We start from the raw sequence: 22,626 nt of genomic DNA, 5'->3' as shown, positions 1-22,626 counted from the left end.
TTTCAAAAAAAACTTTTCCCATCACAAGCCAGCTTTAGTTTACCGGATTTTCGCTTAACAAAACTGACGCCTTGGGAAAGCGGCATCATCGCTAATGCCTTGCTAAGTACACTCACCAAAGACATGCAGGCAGCGTCGAGACACACCTGTTCACCTTCTAAATTAGAGGATAAGTCTGTTGGAGAATGTTAATAATGAGTCAATTTAATCTTTTTTTCGTTAACTACCACCTCTATCAAGGAGATAGCAGGCAATTACCCAGAGGGCAAATCGCAATGACAGAACAGATAAGCAGTTTTGAGTAGTATCAAGCTACCGCTCATTTTGCCGCTAAAAGCCACTGCTGCGGTTGCCTTTTTTGGCTAATTACGTCGGGGAATGCCAATCGCGGAAGGTTTGCTTCCGATTGGTTTTACTTCCCTGATTGCACCCTTCTTCCTTCCCAGTAAATTTTTTTGCGGCTTGCATCGAAATTGTTTTTAGCTACTTCCACCACTAAGTCTTGGTCAAACTGTAAAACAGAATGATACAGAAGGCGTGATATAAGCAACTATAATAAGTTTTACTTGATGTGAAACATCTGTCAACCTCTATCGCTACACTTCCAGGCGCTCATACTGAAAATTTGAGCAAGTCTGTAAAAGCTACGGTCAGGGCTTTTTCGTGATAGCAAAACTAGTCCGGAAAATTTTTCTTCTGTTTAGTACTCACTGAGAATTTCCTAGGCGGGTTTTCCTCCTAGCAAACTTTGCTGACTCAGCACTATTTTTATAGCAGTTGTCTAACTCATTCGTTGGATAGATTTCCTCTGGGAATATCTAGAGCATGGCTCAAGTGCCAATTAAAATTCAAGAATGCTAAAAAATTTGCTGCAAAAAAAAAATATACCTTATAGACTTGTTAAATAAGGTCACAACTAAGTGACTGAGAACACCACATCATTTGTAGGTAGTGAGGAGATGTCTTTTAAAATCAGTCACTAAATCATCAGCATAATTGATGAACCAGTTGATTCTTCTTGACAGCAAATCTTGTATAGAATACCCCATTCTGTTAAAATCAAATATACCACTAGGATTAAATACTTACCAGCAATGGATTCAGGCTAGTCCGACGAGTAACAACTAAGCTGTGATGCATTTAACTTGTATATTTATCTGATGACGGTTGACAGTTGACAGTTGGCGGTAAACAGTCAGCAGTCAGCAGTTAACGATCATTAAAGAGTGTTTATATGATTTAGACGCCCATGAGCTTATTACTTTGTTGTATACCCGTCTGACTTCTTATAGGGCTGTGGGTAACAAGAACGCAGGACAAACCAATGGGTAAGTTCCTGGCTGCAAAATCTGCTGTGTGAAAAATTATTGATTGACACATCTTTTTTAGTATTTAGAGGAGATTTATGACAAGTAAGCCAGAACGCGTGGTACTGATTGGAGTAGCCGGAGACTCCGGTTGCGGTAAATCCACGTTTTTGCGTCGGTTGATAGATTTGTTTGGTGAAGATTTGATGACGGTTATCTGCTTAGATGACTATCATTCTCTAGATCGCAAACAGCGCAAAGAAACGGGGATTACAGCACTTGACCCCAGGGCGAATAATTTTGACTTGATGTATGAGCAAATTAAAGCGCTCAAAAATGGTCAAGGGATTGATAAACCGATTTATAATCACGAGACAGGCTTAATTGATCCGCCAGAGCGGATTGAGCCAAATCACATTATAGTTGTTGAAGGGTTACATCCTTTATATGATGAACGGGTGCGATCGCTAATCGATTTCAGTGTGTATTTTGACATCAGCGATGAAGTTAAAATTGCCTGGAAAATTCAGCGGGACATGGCTGAACGCGGTCACCGCTATGAAGATGTTTTAGCTCAAATCAATTCCCGTAAGCCTGATTTTGAAAAGTATATCGAACCACAAAGAGAATTTGCGGATGTGGTTCTCCAAGTATTACCCACTAACTTAATCAAAAACGATACAGAGCGGAAAGTGCTGCGGGTACGGATGCTTCAACAAGAAAGTAAGGAAGGCTTTGAGCCAGCTTACCTCTTTGATCAAGGGTCAACCATTAACTGGACACCTTGCGGACGCAAACTTACCTGTTCATACCCTGGTATGCAACTTTACTATGGTTCGGATGTTTACTACGGTCGTTACGTCTCTGTTTTAGAGGTGGATGGTCAATTTGACAACCTGGAAGAGGTGATTTACATCGAAAAGCATCTCAGCCAAACATCCACAAAATACCAAGGTGAATTGACTCACTTGTTACTCCAGCACCGTGAGTATCCTGGTTCTAACAATGGTACTGGTTTATTCCAAGTGCTGACAGGTCTGAAAATGCGTGATGCATACGAACGGTTAACAACAAAGGAAGCCAAACTAGCAGTTCAGGTTTAAAGCAGCAGTGTTTGTGTCAAATATTTGGGGGTGCTTCAGGGTATCCCCTTTTTTTGTGTTGTTAAAAACATTTTAGCCAGAAAAATATTGTTCATCTCACATATATTTATAAATTGTTAGTAGTTTTTTAACAGATACGAACAACACTAACTACTGATTGTGTAATTATTGTTATGATTTCAGAAATTAGAGTAACTGCGCTAAACAACCACATTTAGTCAGTGAAAACACTTTAAAAGGAGGAAATTCCTTTGTCTCGTCGATATTTATTTACCTCTGAGTCAGTTACCGAAGGTCATCCAGATAAAATATGCGATCAGATTTCTGATACGATTCTTGATACTTTGCTGACACAAGATCCTACTAGTCGCGTTGCCGCTGAGGTTGTAGTTAATACTGGTTTGGTGTTAATCACAGGTGAAATTACCACCAAAGCCAATGTTAATTATGTCAATCTCGCCCGCCAGAAGATTGCTGAAATTGGCTATACTGACGCAGATAACGGCTTTTCTGCCAACAGCACGAGTGTATTGGTGGCTTTAGACGAACAATCTCCTGATATTGCCCAAGGTGTCAACACCGCCCAAGAAACCCGCCAAGAAGATAGTGATGAACTATTCGATAAAATTGGTGCAGGCGATCAAGGGATAATGTTCGGTTTTGCTAGCAACGAGACACCAGAACTGATGCCTTTACCTATCAGTCTTGCCCATCGCATTGCTCGCCGTCTAGCCGCAGTTAGAAAAACAGGTGATTTATCTTACCTACGCCCTGATGGCAAAACCCAAGTGACTGTAGTCTATGAAGATGGACGCCCTGTAGGAATTGATACAATACTGATTTCTACTCAGCATACAGCCACTATCGGGGAAATCACAGATGAGGCGGCAGTACAAGCCAAGATTAAAGAGGATCTTTGGTTAGCAGTTGTCCAACCTGTATTTGGTGACATTGACGTGAAGCCAGATGAGCAAACACGTTTTTTAGTCAATCCCACAGGTAAATTTGTCGTTGGTGGTCCTCAAGGTGACTCTGGTTTGACAGGAAGGAAAATCATTGTTGATACCTATGGTGGTTATTCCAGACATGGCGGCGGTGCTTTTTCTGGTAAAGACCCCACTAAGGTAGACCGTTCCGCTGCTTATGCAGCTCGCTATGTGGCTAAAAATCTGGTGGCCGCAGGATTAGCAGACAAAGTTGAAATTCAACTATCCTATGCTATTGGCGTAGCGCGACCCACTAGCATTTTTCTCGATACTTTTGGTACTGGCAAAGTAGATGATGACATCTTGCTGGAATTAGTCAAACAGCACTTTGAACTACGACCAGCGGGAATCATCCATGCTTTCAACTTACGCAACCTACCAAATGAAAGAGGCGGACGTTTTTATCAGGACGTCGCGGCTTACGGTCATTTTGGGCGGTCTGATTTAGATTTGCCTTGGGAGCGTACCGATAAGGCAGAATTGTTGAAGCAAGCGGCGAACGAGACACTATCGGCAGCGATCGCCAAGACGCTACATTAAACTAAAGGCCAGAGACTGGGACTGGGAATTAAAGGAAAATTTATTATCCAATCCCCAATCCCCACCCTCTATCTAAAGATAGAGGGTTTTCTGTTTGGATGAGAAAACTCTTTTTGCATAAAAGAATTGATGATAGGATTTAGTGAAAAGCTAGACTGACTATTAGAAACACCAGCTTCGATGCTCTTGACTGTAGGAAACTAGAGAAAAGCGCTCTCAGCATGTTCTAAGTAGCTGATAGAAAGTTAGAGTAACATAGAGTAGCAGCGTACCAAATTATTAAAATATCGTCGCAATCAGCTACGGTTCGGTTAAAGTAGAAAAACACAATTCTAGAAGTTTGCTGACCGTCATTAATAGTTTTTTTATTAAAAAAGGTAATTTTTGTTCATTTCTGCCTAGTTTTTGGATCAATAATTACTCAAGTATCATTAAGGTCGTGGCAATTATCTGGTGAGTAGTGATTCCCTCTTGCTATAAAAGAGGATGATGCAGGTGTCAATCACTAGTTGCAGTGATTACACGACCAAGGCTAGTGTGGTGATTTTTACAGGAGGGTAAGGAGAGTTGAGGTATGCTCTCCTCAAAAGCCAACTTCTGTTAACAGCAGTTCAGAAAGCAAAACAGTGCAAGCGGAAGAGCCATCTATAGACGAACTCCCAACCATAGAATTCCCGTCAAGAGGGAAGCTTAAAGCCAGTTCTTGGCGCATACATCAAAAAATTGGCTATGGGTATTTTGTAGCAATTGGCATTGGCTTTTTTGGGTCACTGACTGGTTTAGTAATTGCCAATTATTACCGTAGTAGAGCAGTTGTACAACTATATCAAGTTCATCATCAAGCACAATTGCTAACTAATTATAAAGATGCTGTATTGGGGGCACAGTTACACAGCTATAGTTTGCCAGCGAATTTGTCAGATTTACAACGATTACAAACGAAAAAAGCAGAATTTCTGAAGAGTGTGGAAAGCGCTAAGAAATTAGAAGGAGACATTAACGTTTTTATTCAAAGTAAGCCCAAGAATTTAGCCGCAACAAGTGATAATTTACAAACTTTATTACAGGATTACGAGACTAACTTAAATTCCTACGTTGAGCAAATCAAGGCTGTATTGCAGACAATCAATTATCTGCAAGTACAGCCAAAAGAAGTCTCTTTAGCGCAAGAGCAGTTGCTGAAAATTATGCGCGGTGAAACAGCAATGCGCCTAGAGCAGCTTTCGCAGACCTTAAGCCGATATTTGAAAAATGCTGAAGAGCAAGAAGCACAACAAACAAAAGGTGTAGAAGAGGCCAAAGGAGTTGAGAGATTAATTGTGATGATTAGTATGCTAGTTTCAGTGGCGATCGCCGCTATCGTAGCATGGCGTACTAGTCGGGCGATCGCTGAACCAGTAATTACTGTCACCCAAGTGGCGGAACAGGTGGCGCGAAAATCTAATTTCGATTTACGAGCGCCTGTCACCACAGAAGATGAAATTGGGTTATTAGCTAAGTCGCTAAATCGGCTCATTGAGCGAGTATCTGAGCGGACTAAAGAGTTACAACAAGCCAAAGAATTAGCTGAAGCCGCTAGCAAAGCAAAAAGTGTGTTTCTAGCGAATGTTAGTCATGAGTTACGTACACCCTTAAATGCAGTAATTGGCTTAAGCCAATTACTGCAAGATGATGCCATAGATTTAAGTTTGTCGGGAGATTTTATCACCGATTTAGAAACAATTAACTCCGCTGGTAGACATTTACTAGAACTAATTAACGACATCTTAGATTTGTCGAAAATTGAAGCAGGGAAAATGACTCTCTACCCAGAGACATTTGAAATTGCCACACTGATTAATAACATTGTTCTCACCGTCAAGCCAGCTATAGAAAAAAATGCCAATATCTTAGAAATTGATTACGATCGGCAACTGGGGACAATGTATGCTGATCAAACTAGGATGAGGCAGGTATTGTTAAACCTATTGAGCAATGCTGCTAAATTTACTACTAACGGCAAAGTGGTACTAGCAGTTACCAGTGAAAAAGAAGACTTAATGAATGCTCCTTTTGGCGTGATTACCTTCACCGTTAGTGATACAGGTATTGGGATGACTCCCAGTCAACAGCAGCAATTATTTCAACCTTTCATCCAAGGCGATAACTCAACTACGAAAAAGTATGGTGGTACGGGATTGGGGTTAGCAATTAGCCGCCATTTTTGTCAGATGATGGGTGGTGAAATTATTGTGAAAAGTCAGCCGGGAGTTGGTTCTACTTTTACCGTCCGTCTGCCGTTGACTGTGCAAGAATAAGTTTGTGCAAAAAGGCTAATGTGATAAATATATGGTGCGTTACGCTTCGCTAACAGCACCCTACAGAAAAAGCAGATTTGTAGGGTGTGTGACGGCTACGATAAATCATGAAGCGCAACGAAATAAATCAACTTTGCCGTCACGCACCTTCAGGCGATCGCTACAAATAATGTGATAAATATATGGTGCGTTACGCTACGCTAACAGCACCCTACAGGATTTGAAGTAGACTCCAGTGAGAGAGCATATTTCTGACTGATGTTTTTGACAGGTAGTCTATTTACCTAAAAATAGCTGTAGCCTAGAATAATATGCTTTGATTGCGATACGCTCAATAAGAGCGCTTCTTTTTCCAGTCGCCTTAGCTATTCATGACAACAAGTATTGACTTTCTCAGTCACCTCAACCCCAGCCAACGTCAAGCCGTCGAACACTACTGCGGCCCGTTGCTAGTTGTGGCTGGCGCTGGTTCTGGTAAAACACGAGCGCTAACTTATCGGATTGCGAACCTGATTCTTAAACACCGTGTTGCTCCAGAGAATATCCTGGCGGTGACTTTCACCAACAAAGCCGCACGGGAAATGAAGGAGCGGATTCAAAAGCTATTTGCGGAACAGTTGGCAATGTCAGAACATGGACAGCGCTTTGATTTGCTGCCAGAATATGTGCAGGTGAAACTGCGATCGCAAGTTTATCGCACCACTATCAAAGATTTATGGTGTGGCACTTTCCATAGTTTACTGTCTCGCATTCTCCGCTTTGATATTGAGAAATATCAAGACGAAAAAGGTCGTCGTTGGAATAAGAATTTTTCCATTTTTGATGAATCAGACGTGCAAAGTCTGATTAAAGATATTGTTACTAAACAGCTAAATTTAGACGATAAGAAATTTGATGCTCGTTCTGTGCGTTACGCTATTAGTAATGCTAAAAATCAAGGCTTATCGCCACAGGAATTTGAACGGGAACAACCAAATTATCGCGGACGAGTTATATCTAACGTTTATGATTTATATCAAGCTAGGTTAGCCGAAAATAACGCCCTCGATTTTGATGATTTAATTCTAGTTCCTACAAGATTATTTCAACAAAATGAACAGGTTTTAGGTTACTGGCATCGCAAGTTTTGCCATATCCTAGTGGATGAATATCAGGATACTAACCGCACTCAATATGATCTAATTCGCCTGTTGGTGACAAATGGCGAAGATAGCAAGAGTGCATGGGAGTGGCGGAATCGCTCAGTTTTTGTTGTGGGTGATGCAGATCAATCAATTTATAGCTTTAGAATGGCTGATTTCACTATTTTGTTAGAATTTCAGCAAGACTTTGGTGATGGTTTGGCAGATGACGACACCCGAACAATGGTGAAGTTAGAAGAAAACTATCGCTCTTGTGAAAATATTCTGCAAGCAGCAAATGAACTAATTGAAAATAACACCCAACGGATTGATAAAGTCCTCAAAGCGACGAGAGATACGGGGGAGAAGATTTATTGTCACAAAGCTGATGAAGAACTTGCAGAAGCAGCATTTGTGATTAATCAAATCCAGACTTTAGAACAGCAAAATCCAGAATTGAACTGGGGGAGTTTTGCCATACTTTATCGGACGAACGCTCAATCTCGCCCCTTTGAACAATTGTTAGTAGAAAAACAAATTCCTTATACAGTCGTGGGCGGGATGAGGTTTTATGACCGGAAAGAAATTAAAGATGTTATAGCTTATTTAAGAGCGATCGCTAACCCAGCTGATACAGTTAGTTTGTTACGAGTCATCAATACTCCCCGGCGGGGAATTGGCAAAACTACTATTGACGCTTTGGTGAATGCATCTCAGCAATTAGGGACAACTTTATGGGAAATACTCAGTGATGAAACGTCAGTTAATACATTAGCTGGAAGAGCAACAAAAGCGGTGAATAGCTTTGCCCAAATGATTGGTAATTGGCAAGGACAAATCGCCACGCTTCCCGTGACTGAGGTTTTGCAAGGAATATTAGAAGATTCTGGTTACGTTCAAGACTTGATGAGTCAAGGCACAGATGAAGCCACAGATCGGGTACAAAACGTCCAGGAACTTTATAACGCTGCGCTGCAATTTCAAGAAGAAAACGAAGAGGTTTCTCTCCGAGATTTTCTGAATAGCGCCGCCCTTAGTTCCGATTTAGATAACTTAAAAGAAGGACAAACAGCCGTTTCTTTGATGACTTTGCACGCTTCCAAAGGGCTAGAATTTCCGGTAGTGTTTTTGGTGGGATTAGAACAAGGATTATTTCCCGGCTACCGATCGCTTGGTGATCCCGCATCTTTGGAAGAAGAACGCCGCCTCTGTTATGTGGGGATTACTCGTGCCCAAGAAAGGTTATATTTATCACATGCTAGGGAACGCCGCTTGTATGGTTCGCGGGAACCGGCGATGCGATCGCAATTTCTCGACGAATTACCTGAAGAATTATTAACTACCGGGCTTAAAAGTCGGCAACCTTATACTAAAAGTAGCGGGAAACCAGGTGCTACTGAGAATTGGCAAGTAGGCGATCGTGTATTGCATAAAACCTTTGGCTTGGGTGAAATTACTCATGTATTCGGAACTGGGAATAAAATTTCTGTGGCGATTAAATTTGCTAGTCTGGGACAAAAAATTGTTGATCCTAGAGTGGCGCAGTTACAAAAAGTGGAGTAAGAATTCTTCATTTTTAAGGACGAATTCATTACAAAAACGCCCCAACTTTTTAGCCTACAAAAATAGTGCAGGTGATACATGAAAAAAGTTTCCTAGTGCTTTAGCTTGACTTTTACTAATACTTCTTTTGCCATTAATCACTTCTGAAGCAATACCTTTAGAGACAAAAACTTCTACTAAGTCTTTTTGTTTTAGTCCTCGTGCTAATATCAATTCCTGTAATATGTCAAGAGGTGTTGCAGTTTTCAATTGATAGTGTTGATTTTCATACTGCTCAATTAATGTCACTAACAACTGTAAAACTTCAGCTTGTTCTACTGTGAGATTCTCACCCAAATCCATAAGCTTATCTACCTCATTTAGTAGACGCTTATGCTCAGTTTCTGTATCAATGATTCGTGGCAAAGTTTCAGCAAGTAGCCTAGAATATTCTTCCTTGTTCAGTGTGCTAGTCATACAAAACCCATAAAATACATTTTCTAGGAACACCGAATGCGGTGTTCCCAGGTGATTAAAAAATCAAAGGTAGTCTCCGCAGAATCTTAAGATCATGAATACCTAAAATTTGCATTACTTTTTCCACTTCCCTTCATCATATTCACTATGAGTTAATACATATTTAATATTAATAGTCTTCACTATGTAAGTAATTTTCGTAATTAATCGATATTTATTTCCTCCTATGTTAAAGACTGTATAGCCTTCTACAAAATCTGCATGTGGATAGACTTCTCTTAAATCTATAATATGTTTCCATTCTGCCTGTTCAGCTGCTTGACGCCATGTATCAAGAGGAACTTCAGCATCGGGATGAATCTTACTAAATTCAACTAAGTTTTCCAAACCAATGACACGCATCATTCAAATCCTCCTTATTTGGGATCAGTTATGCTACGCCACTAGTCCGTATTGCTGTAGCTCACTCATGTAGTAACCTTTGCTTAACAACTTATTTATGTTCTCATTTTGAGAACTGATTGTCAAGTTCTTATGCAGGAGTTTTCTGCAAGTGCCTTTTAGATGAGGTATTGTCTTCGCAGCAGCATCAATGAGAGAGAGTAGATAGAGATATAAAGTAAGTCTTCCCTAGCTGTACAAGAAAACGAGAAAATATGTTTAGCGATTAAAAAGCCAATCTTACGTTGCAACTGAGCTATATTGCCACTTCTTCAAAATGCTCAACAGTGGGAAAAGGATCATAAAAATGATGCAACAATTTTTTCCACTCTTGATATTCATCAGAGCCTCGAAATCCCACAGTATGAGCTTCTAAATTTTCCCATTTGACAAGTAATAAATATTTGCCTTGAGTTTCTATGCATCTATGAAGTTCATGAGATAAATATCCGTTCATAGATGAGATAATACTGGAAGCTTTTTTGAAAGCCGATTCAAAATCATTTTCCAATCCAGGTTTGATATTCAGCATAACCGCCTCTAGAATCATAAACTTTTTTCTAAGTTGACTTGATGTGATTTACTATCATGCGATCGCCTAGATATTACTAGATGAAAAAATTATCCTAGTTTTAATAATGTTGAATGCAATTTGTTTAGTGGGCATTGCCCACCAAATATCTAAATTATATGGATAAGAATTAAGTTGATTTCAACTTAATTACGCCTCGATCAAAAACTCGGAAACTAGTATCAATGCCATTTAATTCTATTCTATCGGGAAACACTTCATAGGTAGCAAAACTTAAATTACTAGTAGAGTATTCTGTCCATTCACTCTTTCCTACCGAACGATTACCAGCACCTGCGCCACAAATTAAGTAAGTTGTGCCATCAATAGCGCGGGTGCGTTCATAATGGTGTTCATGACCATTAATGTAGAGTTGCACGCTATATTTTTTAAACAGGGGAGTAAAAGTTTTAATAAAATCTGGATTACTTCCATAATGACCAGATGCATAAATTGGATGATGACCAAATACTACTTTCCAAGGAGACTTACTAGTACTTAATTCTTTTTCTAACCAAGTTAACTGATTTTTCCAATCAGCATTACTGTTAGTATCTAAGGCGAAAAATTGTACAGATCCACGGCTAAAAGTATAGTAGCGTCCCTTCATATTAAAACCAGCATAGCGGACTTGTAAATCGCCGTTGGCAGTGCGAATATCATGATTACCTAAACAAGCTTGAAACTTCACACCTTGCTTGAGTAAGTATTGATAGGGACGCTCAAAAACAGCATTAATTTTTTCAATTTCGCCGTTGGTGTAAATGTTATCTCCAGCTAAAACCACTAAATTATAAGGATTTTGCTGATAATAATTAGTCATTGCCTTAGCAACGTCATATTGCCCCCTAGCTCCGGTTCCTGTATCTGCCACAGACACAAAACGCAATAGCAAATCTTTTTTAGGTGGAATAGCAGCGATCGCTATATCCGGTGTAGGGATGCTTTGGTTATTTTGGAGAAGATATTTCCAGCCCAGAAATCCTGCACTAAAAGTACCGAGGCTACTGAGAAATAGAAATTTGCGACGTTTCAAGTTCATAAATTACCAAATTAAACAATTAATGAGTTTAGCGTAAGCAACGAAGTGATACATTTAAGGCAAAAGTGGCTGCACTTTGATTTATCTTTGATTCGTTGCTGTTGGTGAAAGTTCCATGTCACAAGACAATCAGAATTCGCAACCACCTTCGTCCCCCGAACCGACTCCCCCAAAACCCTACCAGAGAAACCAACCAATTTGGAAGGTTAAAATTATCCAAGTTCTCAGAGGGACGATTGGAATTTTAGAAACAGCAGTGGTGAAATTGGATACAGCGCCGCCACCTGGTGCTGAAGACACCCCTAGTTTCTGGAGTGGACTGTTAACGAAAATTCGCTCTTTGTTACCAACTAATTTTTCATCGAATTTGTCGGACACGGCTTTGACAGGAATTCTTGCGGGAATCGCTGTGATTTTAGTTTGGACAACTACGACTGTTTTTAGTGCTAAACCAACTGAGATAGCAACGGTTCCCCCAGTTGAGGAGGCTCCTATACCAACACCAACGATCGCCCAACCACCACCAGAATCAGTCACAGTTACACCAGAACCCCAGCCAACAGCAGAAATTATACCGCCGCCAGAACCAGAACCGGAACCAAACCCCACGCCTACCCCAGCAGTGGAATTGACACCAGAACAAGCCTTGATTGCAGCGATCAAAAATCAAGTAGCAGAAATTAGCGATCGCTTTGCTGATGGACTGATCAAATCGATTCAAGCCAATTTTCGCACTAGTAATCTCACTGTGAAAATTAGTGATGATTGGTACACACTCGTAGCATCCCAACAGGATAAATTGGCGAATGAGATTTTACAACGCTCCCAACAATTAGATTTCAGCCATCTAGAAATTGTTGATTCTCAAAATCGACTGATAGCGCGTAACCCTATCGTGGGGAATGAAATTGTGATTTTTAAAAGGCAAATAATCACGGACAAAAAAGATCCCCGACTTCTTTGAGAAGTCGGGGATCTTTCTACGAAACAATACTAGAAGCTAGCCTAAGCTACAGGGGCGGAGGCTTTACTTTCTAGGGTAGCTAGTCTTTCAGCCAAAAGTTTTTCTAAAGCCACGAGTGCTTTAGTGAAACCTTCGATACCTTCAGAAAGTTTATCAGACGCCATGCGATCGCTTGCGTGCAACTTATCGTAAGCAGCTTTATCAACATTGATCTTGTCAATTTTCAAAGTTGCTGCATTGGCGGGATCAAGTTTACGTGGTAGTTCGCCAATGGTTGCTTGTAATTCCGCCAACAACGAGGGTGAAATTGTCAGCAAATCACTACCTGCAAGTTCAATAATTTCCCCAATGTTCCGGAAACTAGCGCCCATAACTTCGGTTTTGTAGCCGAATTTCTTGTAGTAGTTGTAGATTTTGGTGACAGACAACACGCCTGGATCTTCAGTAGCGGCGTAATCCTTGCCAGTGTCTTTTTTGTACCAGTCAAGAATCCGGCCCACAAAGGGAGAAATCAGGGTGACACCAGCTTCCGCACAGGCGATCGCTTGGTGAATCCCGAACAACAGAGTTAAGTTACAATGGATACCTTCTTTCTCCAGAATCTCCGCAGCTTTAATCCCTTCCCAGGTAGTAGCAATTTTAATTAGCACCCGTTCAGGGCCAATTCCTGCAGCTTTGTATTGAGCAATTAGCTCTCTAGCTTTAGCAACAGTAGCTTCCGTATTGTACGATAGGCGGGCATCCACTTCTGTAGACACCCGACCAGGGATAATTTGCAAAATCTTCAGTCCAAAGGACACCGCCAAACGGTCAAAAGCCAGAGAAACTATCTGTGCTTGGCTAGCATTAGCACCCGCGTCTTTCTTCGCTTGCAACAAAGTCTGATCGACAATTTCTTGATATTCCGGCATCTGCGCCGCTGCAGTAATCAGCGAGGGATTGGTAGTAGCATCTTGGGGTTTGAACTTTTCAATCGCTTGGATATCACCTGTATCCGCAACTACAACTGTTATCTCTCGCAATTGTTCCAGCAAATTCTTCGACATATAACACTCCATGAATTTTGTTTAAGACTTACTCATTCCCCGATTCTTTGTTGACGCTGTGCGCCTTCTGCGGTTGGTTAAATCTAGATTCTTACAACTTTTCCTTACCGCTGCTCAAATTTGCTTTCTATTTTGAGCTTCACGCCTATTCTAGGTTTCTTATGCCAAAAATGGTTGTCCGATAGAATGCACTTTAATTAAACTCGTTGTTCCTGACTGACTAAATAGAATGTCGGAGGTCATCATTCATCAAAATTTTTTCGTAAAGATTCAGCCCACTACATAGACTCTACAAATCCTATGTTAACACATTTGAGTTTACAAGTGCTTTAAGTTACATTCAAACGCCGTGTAATCACTTGCACTTTTGTTAACCCAAATTACAAAAGTCCCTAGTCAAAAGTCATATAGATATTTACCAATGACTAATGACTAATGACTAATGACTAAATCAAACTGTAGCTACTGCTAATTTTTCCTTCTGTGCCATTGACAACATGAGGTCAACCACACGATTCGAGTAACCCCATTCATTGTCATACCAGGCAACCACCTTAAAGAAATTGGCATTAAGTTCAATACCAGCGCCTGCGTCGAAAATACTAGAGTGAGTATCACCCTGAAAATCTGTGGAAACAACTTCCTCATCTGTGTAACCTAAAATACCAGCTAGAGAACCAGATGCAGCTTCTTTCATCGCCGCACAGATTTCTTTATAGCTAGTAGCCTTGGCAGTCTTAAAGGTTAAATCAACCACAGACACATCAGGTGTGGGAACTCGGAATGCCATACCAGTCAATTTACCCTTCAACTCTGGTAATACCAAAGCCACAGCTTTAGCAGCCCCTGTCGAAGAAGGAATAATATTTTGAGCTGCACCCCTACCACCCCGCCAGTCTTTTTTACTAGGGCCATCTACAGTAGGCTGGGTAGCAGTCATTGCGTGAACAGTAGTCATTAACCCTTCAGTCAAACCAAAGTTGTCATTGATGACCTTAGCTATGGGAGCTAGACAGTTTGTCGTACAGCTAGCATTAGAAACAATAATATCTTTGCTGGGATCAAAGAGATGGTGATTGACACCCATCAGCAAGGTAGGAATTTTATCAGGATCTTTGGTAGGAGCAGAAATTATTACTCGCTTTGCACCCGCCTTCAGGTGGTTTGCAGCCCCTTCTTGTCCGGTGAAGAGTCCTGTTGATTCCACAACATAATCAGCACCCAATTTTCCCCAGGGTAATTCTGCCGGATTTCTCACCGACACACATGGGATAAAATGCCCACCGATCAAGATACCATCATCTTTAGCTTCCACCTGAATCTTCAACTTACCGTGAGTTGAATCGTACTTTAATAGGTAAGCCAGATTGTCTGGTGGTACTAAGTCATTAATCCCCACAAACTCAATATTGGGGTTATTGAGGCCAGCGCGCAGCACAAGTCGCCCGATCCGACCAAATCCATTAATGCCAACTTTCAACTTTGTCAAGATTAAGCCTCCTGTTGTGGGAACGTTAACAAAAGGATAAAGTCGCAAGAGATTACTTTTTACTCTTTACTTTCTGATCCTGACAGTATAAGTCTACTAAAGCATATTTACTTGGCATCTTTTAAGGTTTCTGTCACTTTTTGATAAAATACCCTCTTGTTAGGTGTTGTATATAGCATTTTGTTCCTCCACATAACCTAGAGTTAAAATTTTCGTAACCTTGTTATAATAGGCTGTACTTAGTATCGCCTGAGTCCAATCAGCTAATTTCTAATTCTTTTCTTGCACTTTTCAACTGTTTCCAGAGGATATGAATTTGTTTATAAGCCTCTTCTGGAGAAATTTTCCCACCAGTTTGTAAGTTACAAATATAGCTCACTCGTTGAGAAAAAAATTGGAGATTAGCATTAAATACCAAATACTCTGGTTGAAACTGCCCATAATATGAACTACGAGGATATAAAAAATCGCATAGTTCAGAGAGTAAGTCGGATTCCTGATTCATAAATATTTATAAGTGTCAGTGCATTAGGTGTAGGTTGGGTTTCGTTCCTCAACCCAACGTTATTATGGGTTTCGGTGGCATTGCCCATCCTACAGATACTTAGATTTTTTCAATAATAAAATCAGATTTCTATATTGCCCATTGCCTGCATACACAAGTAAATTCCCCAAATTAAAGCAGATTAATATATAAACTTAACACAGCTTTCTGCGACCTTTTTGACAAGCATTACAAGCAGCGGTTTTAGGTTCAAAATCAATACAGTTAATTGCTTGTTCTGAACAAGCTTTAATTGGGTGTACTGTACATTTAAGACGATGATCGTTAGTGAAGTATTCACAAGCATGACAAGGTATTTGATGTAGCTTTTTTATAAAATTTATTCCTTTTTTCAAAGTTAACCACATACTCAAAATTAAACCAATTGTGATTGTCCAGGCACATAATAAGCAAAAAAATGTAGTCAGCATGATTAATTCCTACTAGAAAATCTCAAAAAAATGCCTACAGTCAACTGCTTTTAACCGCAGGCATAAAACATTCCTTAGCTAGAGTTGAGCGAAAATTAATTAACTATAAATTTGACGCGATCGCCAAGAATGCCAAACATACCCTAAGAACGCCACCACACCCAGCAAAAACTGGATATTTGCCAATCCTAGACGTTCCAAGCCGTAAAACTCTTGAGGGAAAACTGTAGTGTTATACCCAACAAATACAGCCGAAATAAAAGCTATCAAAGCTAAACCCAGTAAACTATAAGAAAGAATAGCTTCGCCATTAGTTATTGGCAAAATTCTCCTAGCCCACGCAAAAGGTTGCACCAAAATATGCCATATACCCCCCGCTATGAGAATTAAGCCAATCCAAATGTGACCGCCAATAACATCTTCTAAGTTATCAACACTGGCTATTCCTAAAATATTCCAGCTACCATCTTTTATCCCCACTAAGTAACCGAATATTGTCGTGGGGTTTAAATTCGGGTGACTAATTAGGTGTACATTTCCTAGTGTGGTGTCATAAATTCCGCCCACAAACATCGCTTTTATTACTAGCAAAAATGCGCCTAAACCCAGAATAATCAAGTGATGACCTAAGATTAAACCTAACTGCTTAGGATCATTCCATTCATAGTGAAATCTTGCCACCCAACCACCAGCATTATATAAAATTGCCGGAGCGCGAAATACATGAAAAAGTCCCCCTGCACCCAATACAGCAGATGCAACTAAATGCAAAATGCCAATCACAAAATAGGGATAGGTATCGACTACTTCACCACCTACACCCACTCCCCAACCCAAAGTTGCTAAATGAGGTAACAAAGTCAGCCCTTGCTCATACATTGGTACGCCAGGGATAAAACGTGTCACTTCGGTTATGGTAGTTGCTCCTGCCCAAAACATGATCAAGCCTGCATGGGCAATATGAGCGCCTAATAATTGACCAGATAAATCAATTAAACGTGCATTACCAACCAACCACGATAAATCTGTATCTGCTGCGAAGCTTTTATCAGTAGAAACTGCCAAAATTCAATACCCTCCTTATAAAAGTGCTGAGTGCTGAGTTGTAAGTATTGAGTAAAGTAGTTATTCTGATTACTCAGCACTCAGCACTCGAAACTCAGGACTATTTACGATTCGCTACCAATGGCATTTAATGCCTTTTCAATGCGGCTAAAGTCAACACCAATAGCTCTGAGTGCGTGCCACAAATGACCTTGTAAAAAGAAGAAAGCTAAGAAGAAATGGGCATTTGCTAACCAAGCTCTAGCAGTGTAACCACCATTAGCTAACTTAATCGTGTCAGCAAAATAAGGACTAACACCAAGCTTGACTTCTAAGATCGGCCCATAAAATTCCACGGGATAAGCTAGGGTATTAACTGCAGAAAAATAAGCTGCGACAAATCCGGCTATTGCAATACCGCCTAAAGAGTAGGAAAGAATAGCTTCACCAGAGAAGATTAAAAGCTTTTTCGCCCAAGGTAAAGGCTCTTGGATGATGTGCCAAACACCGCCACCAATGAGTAATAAGCCTACATAAATGTGACCACCAACTAAATCTTCTAAGTTGTTAACGCTAGCAAAATGGGTTTGATAGCCATAGATGACTAGTGGATTGATGGTGGGGTCGGTAACAACGCGGACATCATGAATTGTTGCGTCGTATAGTCCTCCCCAAAAAATGGCTTTCCCCACTAGCAACAAAGCCCCTAACCCTAAAAAGAGTAGGTGATGTCCTAAAATCAAGCCAAGTTTTTTGTGGTCGTTCCATTCAAAGTGAAATTTACGCGCTTGACCAGAACTGTCTTTCAAGCTTTGCGGAGCTTTGAAGGTATGAAAGAGTGCGCCTGCACCAAGTACCGCAGAAGAAATTAAGTGCAAAGCACCAATCACGAAATAGGAATAGGTATCTACTATCTGTCCACCTGCTCCCACACCAAAGCCCAAGGTGGCTAGATGAGGTAGCAAAATTAGTCCTTGTTCGCCCAAAGGTACTTCGGGGTTGTAGCGAGAGATCTCAAACCATGTAAAAGCCCCCGCCCAGAGAGTCGTCAACGCCGCTTGTGCGACGTGAGCGCCGATAAATAAGCCTGAGAGGTTGGCGAAGCGGGCGTTACCAACCCACCAATCATATTTGACGTTGGAATTGCCGTATGTCTGCATTGGTTAGACTGTGAGGTTTATTATTTATTGCAAACCAGACTCAATAATTAGATATAGCTATTAAGCGATGTATGTCATGTAGGCACATAAAATTTGTAACTAGAATTGATTGCCAGAAAGAGTTTCCGATGTAATGGATAGAAAATACTGGCTATTGAGGCTAGTAAACTTTCTGCAACTATTGACTTTACTCACCAATTATTGAGTGCATGAACTTACTTTATTGAAAGTAATTCTTAAATAGTAAATATATTTACAAATATTAATAATTAAAGAATGTCTCAGAAAAATTAAAGTTTAACATACGAAAATATGACCCGATAACTAATAGTTATGGGTCTGATTGACGTATATAGAATGACGACCTTAACGAGTTAAAGTTATTTATGTCGCCTTATTTATCAACCTAGTTAGAAGACAGTACAGACTTTGCTATTAACTGTGTATTTTGGCGTTGCCAAAAACGCAAAATTTGCTCACCAACCTGTTGAGGATAGAAGTAGTGAAAAAAATGATATCCTTTTGGGCACTCCCAAATAGTATCTTCTGGTTTAAACCAATTAAGCCAGTCATCTAATGCAGGCGTGTTAACTATTGGATCAGTCTTGCTACCACATACCATCATGGGCATAGAAACCCCACCTTTCGGTAAATCAACTAACTTGAATAGAGAGTGCTGGCAAGGGGATTGTTCTAAATCTCGCTCTAAGGCTGTGATTAATTTTTTAGTAGTGTGAGGTGGTTGATTGCCAAATAGACTACGAACATTGCTTGCCAAAATCTGTTCACGACTGATAGTAAAAAGTTGGCGTTGAACGTAATAGTGAGTGTGCCAAGTATTTGCAGGTTGAGTTGCTACAGCCAATAAAGTGAGCGATCGCACTTTTTGAGGATATCGACGGGAAAAAGTTAAGGCGATCGCACCTCCCATCCCATGTCCTGCTAGATGCACAGATTCAGCAGACTTGTCCACAAATTCAGATAGCAAATCCACTGCTTTATCTATAGAACTAGTACAGTGCGGCGGAAATAAGCAGACCATTCTCAATCGCTAAAAAGCTTACTCCATATTACTTTTGACTTTTGACTTTTGACTTTTGACTTCCGCCTTGCGGTACTAGCTTCATCTTTAGTTTGATGATATTCCCACTGGGCTACCCTCACAGACTCAGACAAGTATTTCAGCAATGGTTGATCAAAACGCTGCAAACTAGGACTTGCACTTAACCACAGAACATCGAATGCATCAGACATAAATATCTGTCATACCCATAAGTTATCAGTTATAAATTTTTAGTCAGGGCGCATAAATCTGCGCCCCCAATCTCTACAAGCTGAATTCTGTCTTCAACTGAGCAACCCAGGTTTTAATGCGATCGTCCGTGAGATCGGATTGACCACCGCTATCAAGTGCTAACCCAACAAACTTGCCATTCCTCACGGCTCTAGATTGCTCAAAGTCATATCCATCTATGGGCCAATAACCAACCGTTTTACCGCCTCGCTGGGAAATTTTTTCTTCTAGAATTCCCATTGCATCCTGGAAGTTATCGGCATAGCCATATTGGTCTCCATCACCAAAATAGGCAACCAATTTGCCACTAAAATTTATTTCATCAAGTTCAGGGAAAAAGCTTTCCCAATCGCTCTGAAGCTGACCAATATCCCAAGTAGGCGAGCCAATAATCACCAAATTATACTCATCAAAAGTGGCAGCATCCGCCTCATAAATCGGATTTAATGTGACAATATCACCACCAAACTCATCCCGAATCTTTTCCGCATCAGCTTCAGTATTGCCGGTTTGAGTACCGAAGAACAGACCAATTTTTTTCGACATCTTGACACCTAAATATATAGTTTTGTGATGAAAATGACTTACACACATTTGTGTAAGCCTTACATCGCGCCCAACTTAAAAAACAAACTGCTATTGGTTAACAACAAGAAGGCAAATAAGGCTCCGCCACAACTACCTACTGTCCACCCAGCATTAAACTCACTCCAAGACTTAGCCGTTTTCAGATTCTCTGGTAGCTCCCCTTGAAGAGTTTTGCGCCCTTGAAACGATGCGTTGCCATAAATCCACAAGCAAATCGACAAAATCAACAGCAGACCGATTGTCGCCAGTAGCCCTACTTGGTTCGCTAACTCTGTATCCCGCAGTGGCCCGAGTTTGGCGAAAGGCCCAAGTAGGAAGTAACCATGAGCCATACCAATTTCTAGCCCCCTGGAAAAAGGAGACAGCCCTTGACGGTAGATGGGAAGATTCGCCAAAAACCGCAGTGAGATATCAGAAGCATTGACTGGAGTATCAAAATTCCCGATTTCCGGCATACCTGCATGGCTGATAACTCCTTGCTGAAAATCAATTCCTGCTGCTATGACACGCACTCTCAAAGCGTGCCAGATATGACCAGACAAAAATGCGATCGCCAGAGCTAAGTGACTAGTTGCCAGCCAAGTACGAACTGTCACTACTCCCGATGCAGTGGTACTCAGTCCCAACGGGCCGTAGAAAACTGTGGGATAAACTGTATCGTTTACCGTCACAAAATATGCTGCCAAAAGACCCATATAAGCCAGAGCGCCGAGGCTGTAGGATAGATATGCTTCCCCAGACCAAAACAGCACCCGTTTAGCCCAATCAAAAGGCTGAGTAAAGATGTGCCAAAATCCTCCCGCAATACAGAGCAACCCCACCCAAATATGTCCGCCAATCACATCCTCTAGGTTGTTAACAGCCGCTATCCCCTGAGAGCCAAACCAACCAAAGAGATAGCCAAAAATGCGCCCAGGGTTAAGAGTCGGTTCAGTAATCACTCGTACAGATGCTACGACTGGATCATAAAGGCCGCCCCAAAACAAAGCTTTCCCTACCAATAACCAAGCGCCCAATCCCAATAACAGCAGATGAATGCCGATGATGGTGGTCATTTTGTCTTCATCTTGCCAGTCGTAACCAAAGGAACCGGGAAATGTCTGGTTTTTAGGCAAAACATCCGGGCCTAGAAGCGCATGGTAAATGCCACCAGCACCCAGCACAGCTGAACTAACTAGATGCAAAACACCAATGGCAAAGTAGGGATAGGTATCAATAATTTGTCCGCGATCGCCAACACCGAATCCCAAAGTTGCCAAATGGGGTAGCAGAATCAGCCCCTGCTCATAAATTGGTCGAGAAGGGTTGTATTGAGTGATTTCAAATAGGGTCATTGCCCCTGCCCAAAGGACAATCAACCCAGCATGGGCAACATGAGCGCCCAAAAGCCGACCCGACAGATTAATGAACCGAGCATTACCAGCCCACCAACTAGATTCTTGTTGAGTTATTGTTGCAGTTGTCATAGTTAGATTACCTCCCCACGAGTTGAACGAGCGACTTTCCCAGCGCGGAAGTCAAATCCAGCAGCGCGTAGAGCGTGCCAAAGATGCCCTTGGAGAAAGAAAAAGGCTAGCCAGAAGTGAGTATTGGCTAGCCAAACGCGAGAGGATAATAAATCTCCATTCTGGAAGTAGGGAAAGCGGTCAAACCCAATACTTAATGCTGTCCCGTAAAACTCTACAGGGTAGGCTAGTGTGTTGACAGAAACAAAATAAGTAGCTATCAAACCCATGAGAGCCAAAGCACCCAAGCTATAGGAGAGGTAAGCTTCTCCTGACCAGACAAAAAGCTGCTTTGCCCAGGCAAAAGGTTGAGTTGTTATGTGCCATATACCACCTGCAATACAGAGAATACTGATCCAAATGTGACCACCAACTAAGTCTTCCAGGTTGTTGACTCCAGCCAGCCAGTGTTGGCCACCACCACCAAATAGGTAGCTAAAAATGGTTATGGAATTCCAAGTAGGATGAGAAACTACTCTGACTTGACCGACAGTGGAATCATATAACCCACCAAAGAAGATGGCTTTAGCAACTAGCAAGCCAGCACCAAAACCCAACAAAACTAGGTGAATGCCCAAGATTGTGGTCATTTTATTGGCATCTTGCCAACGATAGCCAAAGAAAGAAAACCTTTCTTCTAAAATGGCAGGCCCGCGTAGGGCATGAAAAATACCGCCCAACCCTAGAAAAGCAGAACTAATTAGGTGCAATACTCCGATGACAAAGTAGGGATAGGTATTTACTACCTGTCCACCATTTCCCACGCCCCAACCGAGGGTTGCTAGGTGAGGTAAGAGAATTAGCCCCTGTTTGTACATGGGTTGTGAGGTGTTAAAGTGGGCAATCTCGAACAAAGTAGTAGCTCCTGCCCACAAAACAATTAACCCTGCATGAGCCACATGAGCGCCCAAAAGTCGCCCTGAGAGGTCTGTTAATCGGGCGTTTCCTGCCCACCAGGGAGTCGATGTTGATGTTTGCATAGCTATGCTTGTCAAGGCGTTACCTCTAAAGAAAATTTTGATCTGCCTGAGACTGTAGTAATCAATTGACTATCTATCTCAATAAGCTTTGGAAATATCCTACCAGAATTATTGAAAAATATTATCATTTATATAATGTAAATATTTGTAAATA

Annotated in this window: 18 protein-coding genes and 1 pseudogene; 5 read left to right on the top strand and 14 right to left on the bottom strand. The window is 41.2% G+C overall.

The genetic code is table 11. From position 1 onward, the window contains the following. The first annotated feature begins 1,405 nt into the window (after positions 1-1,405). From CAL7507_RS13805 to pcrA, 4 genes are all read left to right on the top strand, one after another. On the top strand, positions 1,406-2,410 hold the full coding sequence (locus CAL7507_RS13805; protein ID WP_015129088.1) for a phosphoribulokinase: 1,005 nt from the start codon (positions 1,406-1,408) through the stop codon (positions 2,408-2,410). A 251-nt stretch (positions 2,411-2,661) separates the two neighbouring features. After that, positions 2,662-3,936: a methionine adenosyltransferase gene (metK, locus tag CAL7507_RS13800; protein ID WP_015129087.1), complete on the top strand. Its 1,275-nt coding sequence runs from the start codon at positions 2,662-2,664 to the stop codon at positions 3,934-3,936. A gap of 626 nt (positions 3,937-4,562) precedes the next feature. Further along, positions 4,563-6,233, top strand: a complete 1,671-nt coding sequence (locus tag CAL7507_RS13795) for an ATP-binding protein (RefSeq protein WP_015129086.1) — start codon at positions 4,563-4,565, stop codon at positions 6,231-6,233. Between the two features lie 371 nt (positions 6,234-6,604). Next, positions 6,605-8,917 carry a DNA helicase PcrA gene (gene pcrA / locus CAL7507_RS13790; RefSeq protein ID WP_015129085.1) on the top strand — a complete coding sequence of 771 codons (2,313 nt, stop codon included), beginning with the start codon at positions 6,605-6,607 and terminating at the stop codon, positions 8,915-8,917. A 54-nt stretch (positions 8,918-8,971) separates the two neighbouring features. On the opposite strand, the gene CAL7507_RS13785 is transcribed toward pcrA, so the two are convergent. The 4 genes from CAL7507_RS13785 to CAL7507_RS13770 all read right to left on the bottom strand — a co-directional run bounded on the left by CAL7507_RS13785 (position 8,972) and on the right by CAL7507_RS13770 (position 11,427). Next, complete coding sequence (locus CAL7507_RS13785) at positions 8,972-9,373, bottom strand: type II toxin-antitoxin system HigA family antitoxin (protein ID WP_015129084.1); 402 nt, start codon at positions 9,371-9,373, stop codon at positions 8,972-8,974. Between the two features lie 114 nt (positions 9,374-9,487). Beyond that, positions 9,488-9,778, bottom strand: a complete 291-nt coding sequence (locus CAL7507_RS13780) for a type II toxin-antitoxin system HigB family toxin (protein WP_236556950.1) — start codon at positions 9,776-9,778, stop codon at positions 9,488-9,490. A gap of 292 nt (positions 9,779-10,070) precedes the next feature. Continuing rightward, positions 10,071-10,364: an antibiotic biosynthesis monooxygenase gene (locus CAL7507_RS13775; RefSeq protein WP_015129082.1), complete on the bottom strand. Its 294-nt coding sequence runs from the start codon at positions 10,362-10,364 to the stop codon at positions 10,071-10,073. A 151-nt stretch (positions 10,365-10,515) separates the two neighbouring features. Next, the gene (locus tag CAL7507_RS13770; protein WP_015129081.1) at positions 10,516-11,427 is read right to left on the bottom strand and encodes a metallophosphoesterase; all 912 of its coding nucleotides are present in this window, start codon (positions 11,425-11,427) and stop codon (positions 10,516-10,518) included. A gap of 115 nt (positions 11,428-11,542) precedes the next feature. Between CAL7507_RS13770 and CAL7507_RS13765 the strand changes: the two genes are divergently transcribed. Further along, positions 11,543-12,391: a hypothetical protein gene (locus CAL7507_RS13765; protein WP_015129080.1), complete on the top strand. Its 849-nt coding sequence runs from the start codon at positions 11,543-11,545 to the stop codon at positions 12,389-12,391. Between the two features lie 41 nt (positions 12,392-12,432). On the opposite strand, the gene CAL7507_RS13760 is transcribed toward CAL7507_RS13765, so the two are convergent. The 10 genes and pseudogenes from CAL7507_RS13760 to CAL7507_RS13710 form a co-directional block, all read right to left on the bottom strand. Then, on the bottom strand, positions 12,433-13,437 hold the full coding sequence (locus CAL7507_RS13760) for a transaldolase (protein ID WP_015129079.1): 1,005 nt from the start codon (positions 13,435-13,437) through the stop codon (positions 12,433-12,435). A 451-nt stretch (positions 13,438-13,888) separates the two neighbouring features. After that, positions 13,889-14,926, bottom strand: a complete 1,038-nt coding sequence (gap, locus tag CAL7507_RS13755) for a type I glyceraldehyde-3-phosphate dehydrogenase (RefSeq protein ID WP_015129078.1) — start codon at positions 14,924-14,926, stop codon at positions 13,889-13,891. Between the two features lie 259 nt (positions 14,927-15,185). Next, on the bottom strand, positions 15,186-15,431 hold the full coding sequence (locus CAL7507_RS13750; RefSeq protein WP_015129077.1) for a hypothetical protein: 246 nt from the start codon (positions 15,429-15,431) through the stop codon (positions 15,186-15,188). 194 nt (positions 15,432-15,625) lie between these two features. After that, positions 15,626-15,901: a hypothetical protein gene (locus tag CAL7507_RS13745; RefSeq protein ID WP_015129076.1), complete on the bottom strand. Its 276-nt coding sequence runs from the start codon at positions 15,899-15,901 to the stop codon at positions 15,626-15,628. A 99-nt stretch (positions 15,902-16,000) separates the two neighbouring features. Beyond that, entirely contained in the window at positions 16,001-16,966 is a 966-nt protein-coding gene (locus tag CAL7507_RS13740; RefSeq protein ID WP_015129075.1) for a chlorophyll a/b-binding light-harvesting protein, read from the bottom strand. 104 nt (positions 16,967-17,070) lie between these two features. Further along, positions 17,071-18,105: a chlorophyll a/b binding light-harvesting protein gene (locus CAL7507_RS13735; protein WP_015129074.1), complete on the bottom strand. Its 1,035-nt coding sequence runs from the start codon at positions 18,103-18,105 to the stop codon at positions 17,071-17,073. A gap of 406 nt (positions 18,106-18,511) precedes the next feature. After that, positions 18,512-19,359 (bottom strand): annotated as a pseudogene (locus CAL7507_RS13730) (alpha/beta fold hydrolase). Between the two features lie 73 nt (positions 19,360-19,432). Beyond that, positions 19,433-19,945 carry a flavodoxin FldA gene (gene fldA, locus CAL7507_RS13720; RefSeq protein ID WP_015129073.1) on the bottom strand — a complete coding sequence of 171 codons (513 nt, stop codon included), beginning with the start codon at positions 19,943-19,945 and terminating at the stop codon, positions 19,433-19,435. A 59-nt stretch (positions 19,946-20,004) separates the two neighbouring features. After that, complete coding sequence (locus CAL7507_RS13715; RefSeq protein WP_015129072.1) at positions 20,005-21,453, bottom strand: chlorophyll a/b binding light-harvesting protein; 1,449 nt, start codon at positions 21,451-21,453, stop codon at positions 20,005-20,007. Positions 21,454-21,455: 2 nt separating this feature from the next. After that, positions 21,456-22,472, bottom strand: a complete 1,017-nt coding sequence (locus tag CAL7507_RS13710; protein ID WP_015129071.1) for a chlorophyll a/b binding light-harvesting protein — start codon at positions 22,470-22,472, stop codon at positions 21,456-21,458. Positions 22,473-22,626 lie beyond the last annotated feature (154 nt).

This window comes from Calothrix sp. PCC 7507 (assembly GCF_000316575.1).
In the GTDB taxonomy this organism is placed as follows: Bacteria; Cyanobacteriota; Cyanobacteriia; order Cyanobacteriales; family Nostocaceae; genus Fortiea.
The sequence above is the reverse complement of the archived record's forward strand: the minus strand, read 5'-3'. Positions and strand labels throughout refer to the sequence as shown.

What these genes read in the sequence shown, in the direction of transcription:
- CAL7507_RS13805 (WP_015129088.1), top strand. Translation starts at nt 1,406, where the DNA reads ATGACAAGTAAGCCAGAACGCGTGGTACTGATTGGAGTAGCCGGAGAC.
- pcrA (WP_015129085.1), top strand. Translation starts at nt 6,605, where the DNA reads ATGACAACAAGTATTGACTTTCTCAGTCACCTCAACCCCAGCCAACGT.
- CAL7507_RS13785 (WP_015129084.1), bottom strand. Translation starts at nt 9,373, where the DNA reads ATGACTAGCACACTGAACAAGGAAGAATATTCTAGGCTACTTGCTGAA.
- CAL7507_RS13780 (WP_236556950.1), bottom strand. Translation starts at nt 9,778, where the DNA reads ATGATGCGTGTCATTGGTTTGGAAAACTTAGTTGAATTTAGTAAGATT.
- CAL7507_RS13775 (WP_015129082.1), bottom strand. Translation starts at nt 10,364, where the DNA reads ATGATTCTAGAGGCGGTTATGCTGAATATCAAACCTGGATTGGAAAAT.
- CAL7507_RS13770 (WP_015129081.1), bottom strand. Translation starts at nt 11,427, where the DNA reads ATGAACTTGAAACGTCGCAAATTTCTATTTCTCAGTAGCCTCGGTACT.
- CAL7507_RS13765 (WP_015129080.1), top strand. Translation starts at nt 11,543, where the DNA reads ATGTCACAAGACAATCAGAATTCGCAACCACCTTCGTCCCCCGAACCG.
- CAL7507_RS13760 (WP_015129079.1), bottom strand. Translation starts at nt 13,437, where the DNA reads ATGTCGAAGAATTTGCTGGAACAATTGCGAGAGATAACAGTTGTAGTT.
- CAL7507_RS13750 (WP_015129077.1), bottom strand. Translation starts at nt 15,431, where the DNA reads ATGAATCAGGAATCCGACTTACTCTCTGAACTATGCGATTTTTTATAT.
- CAL7507_RS13745 (WP_015129076.1), bottom strand. Translation starts at nt 15,901, where the DNA reads ATGCTGACTACATTTTTTTGCTTATTATGTGCCTGGACAATCACAATT.
- CAL7507_RS13735 (WP_015129074.1), bottom strand. Translation starts at nt 18,105, where the DNA reads ATGCAGACATACGGCAATTCCAACGTCAAATATGATTGGTGGGTTGGT.
- fldA (WP_015129073.1), bottom strand. Translation starts at nt 19,945, where the DNA reads ATGTCGAAAAAAATTGGTCTGTTCTTCGGTACTCAAACCGGCAATACT.
- CAL7507_RS13715 (WP_015129072.1), bottom strand. Translation starts at nt 21,453, where the DNA reads ATGACAACTGCAACAATAACTCAACAAGAATCTAGTTGGTGGGCTGGT.
- CAL7507_RS13710 (WP_015129071.1), bottom strand. Translation starts at nt 22,472, where the DNA reads ATGCAAACATCAACATCGACTCCCTGGTGGGCAGGAAACGCCCGATTA.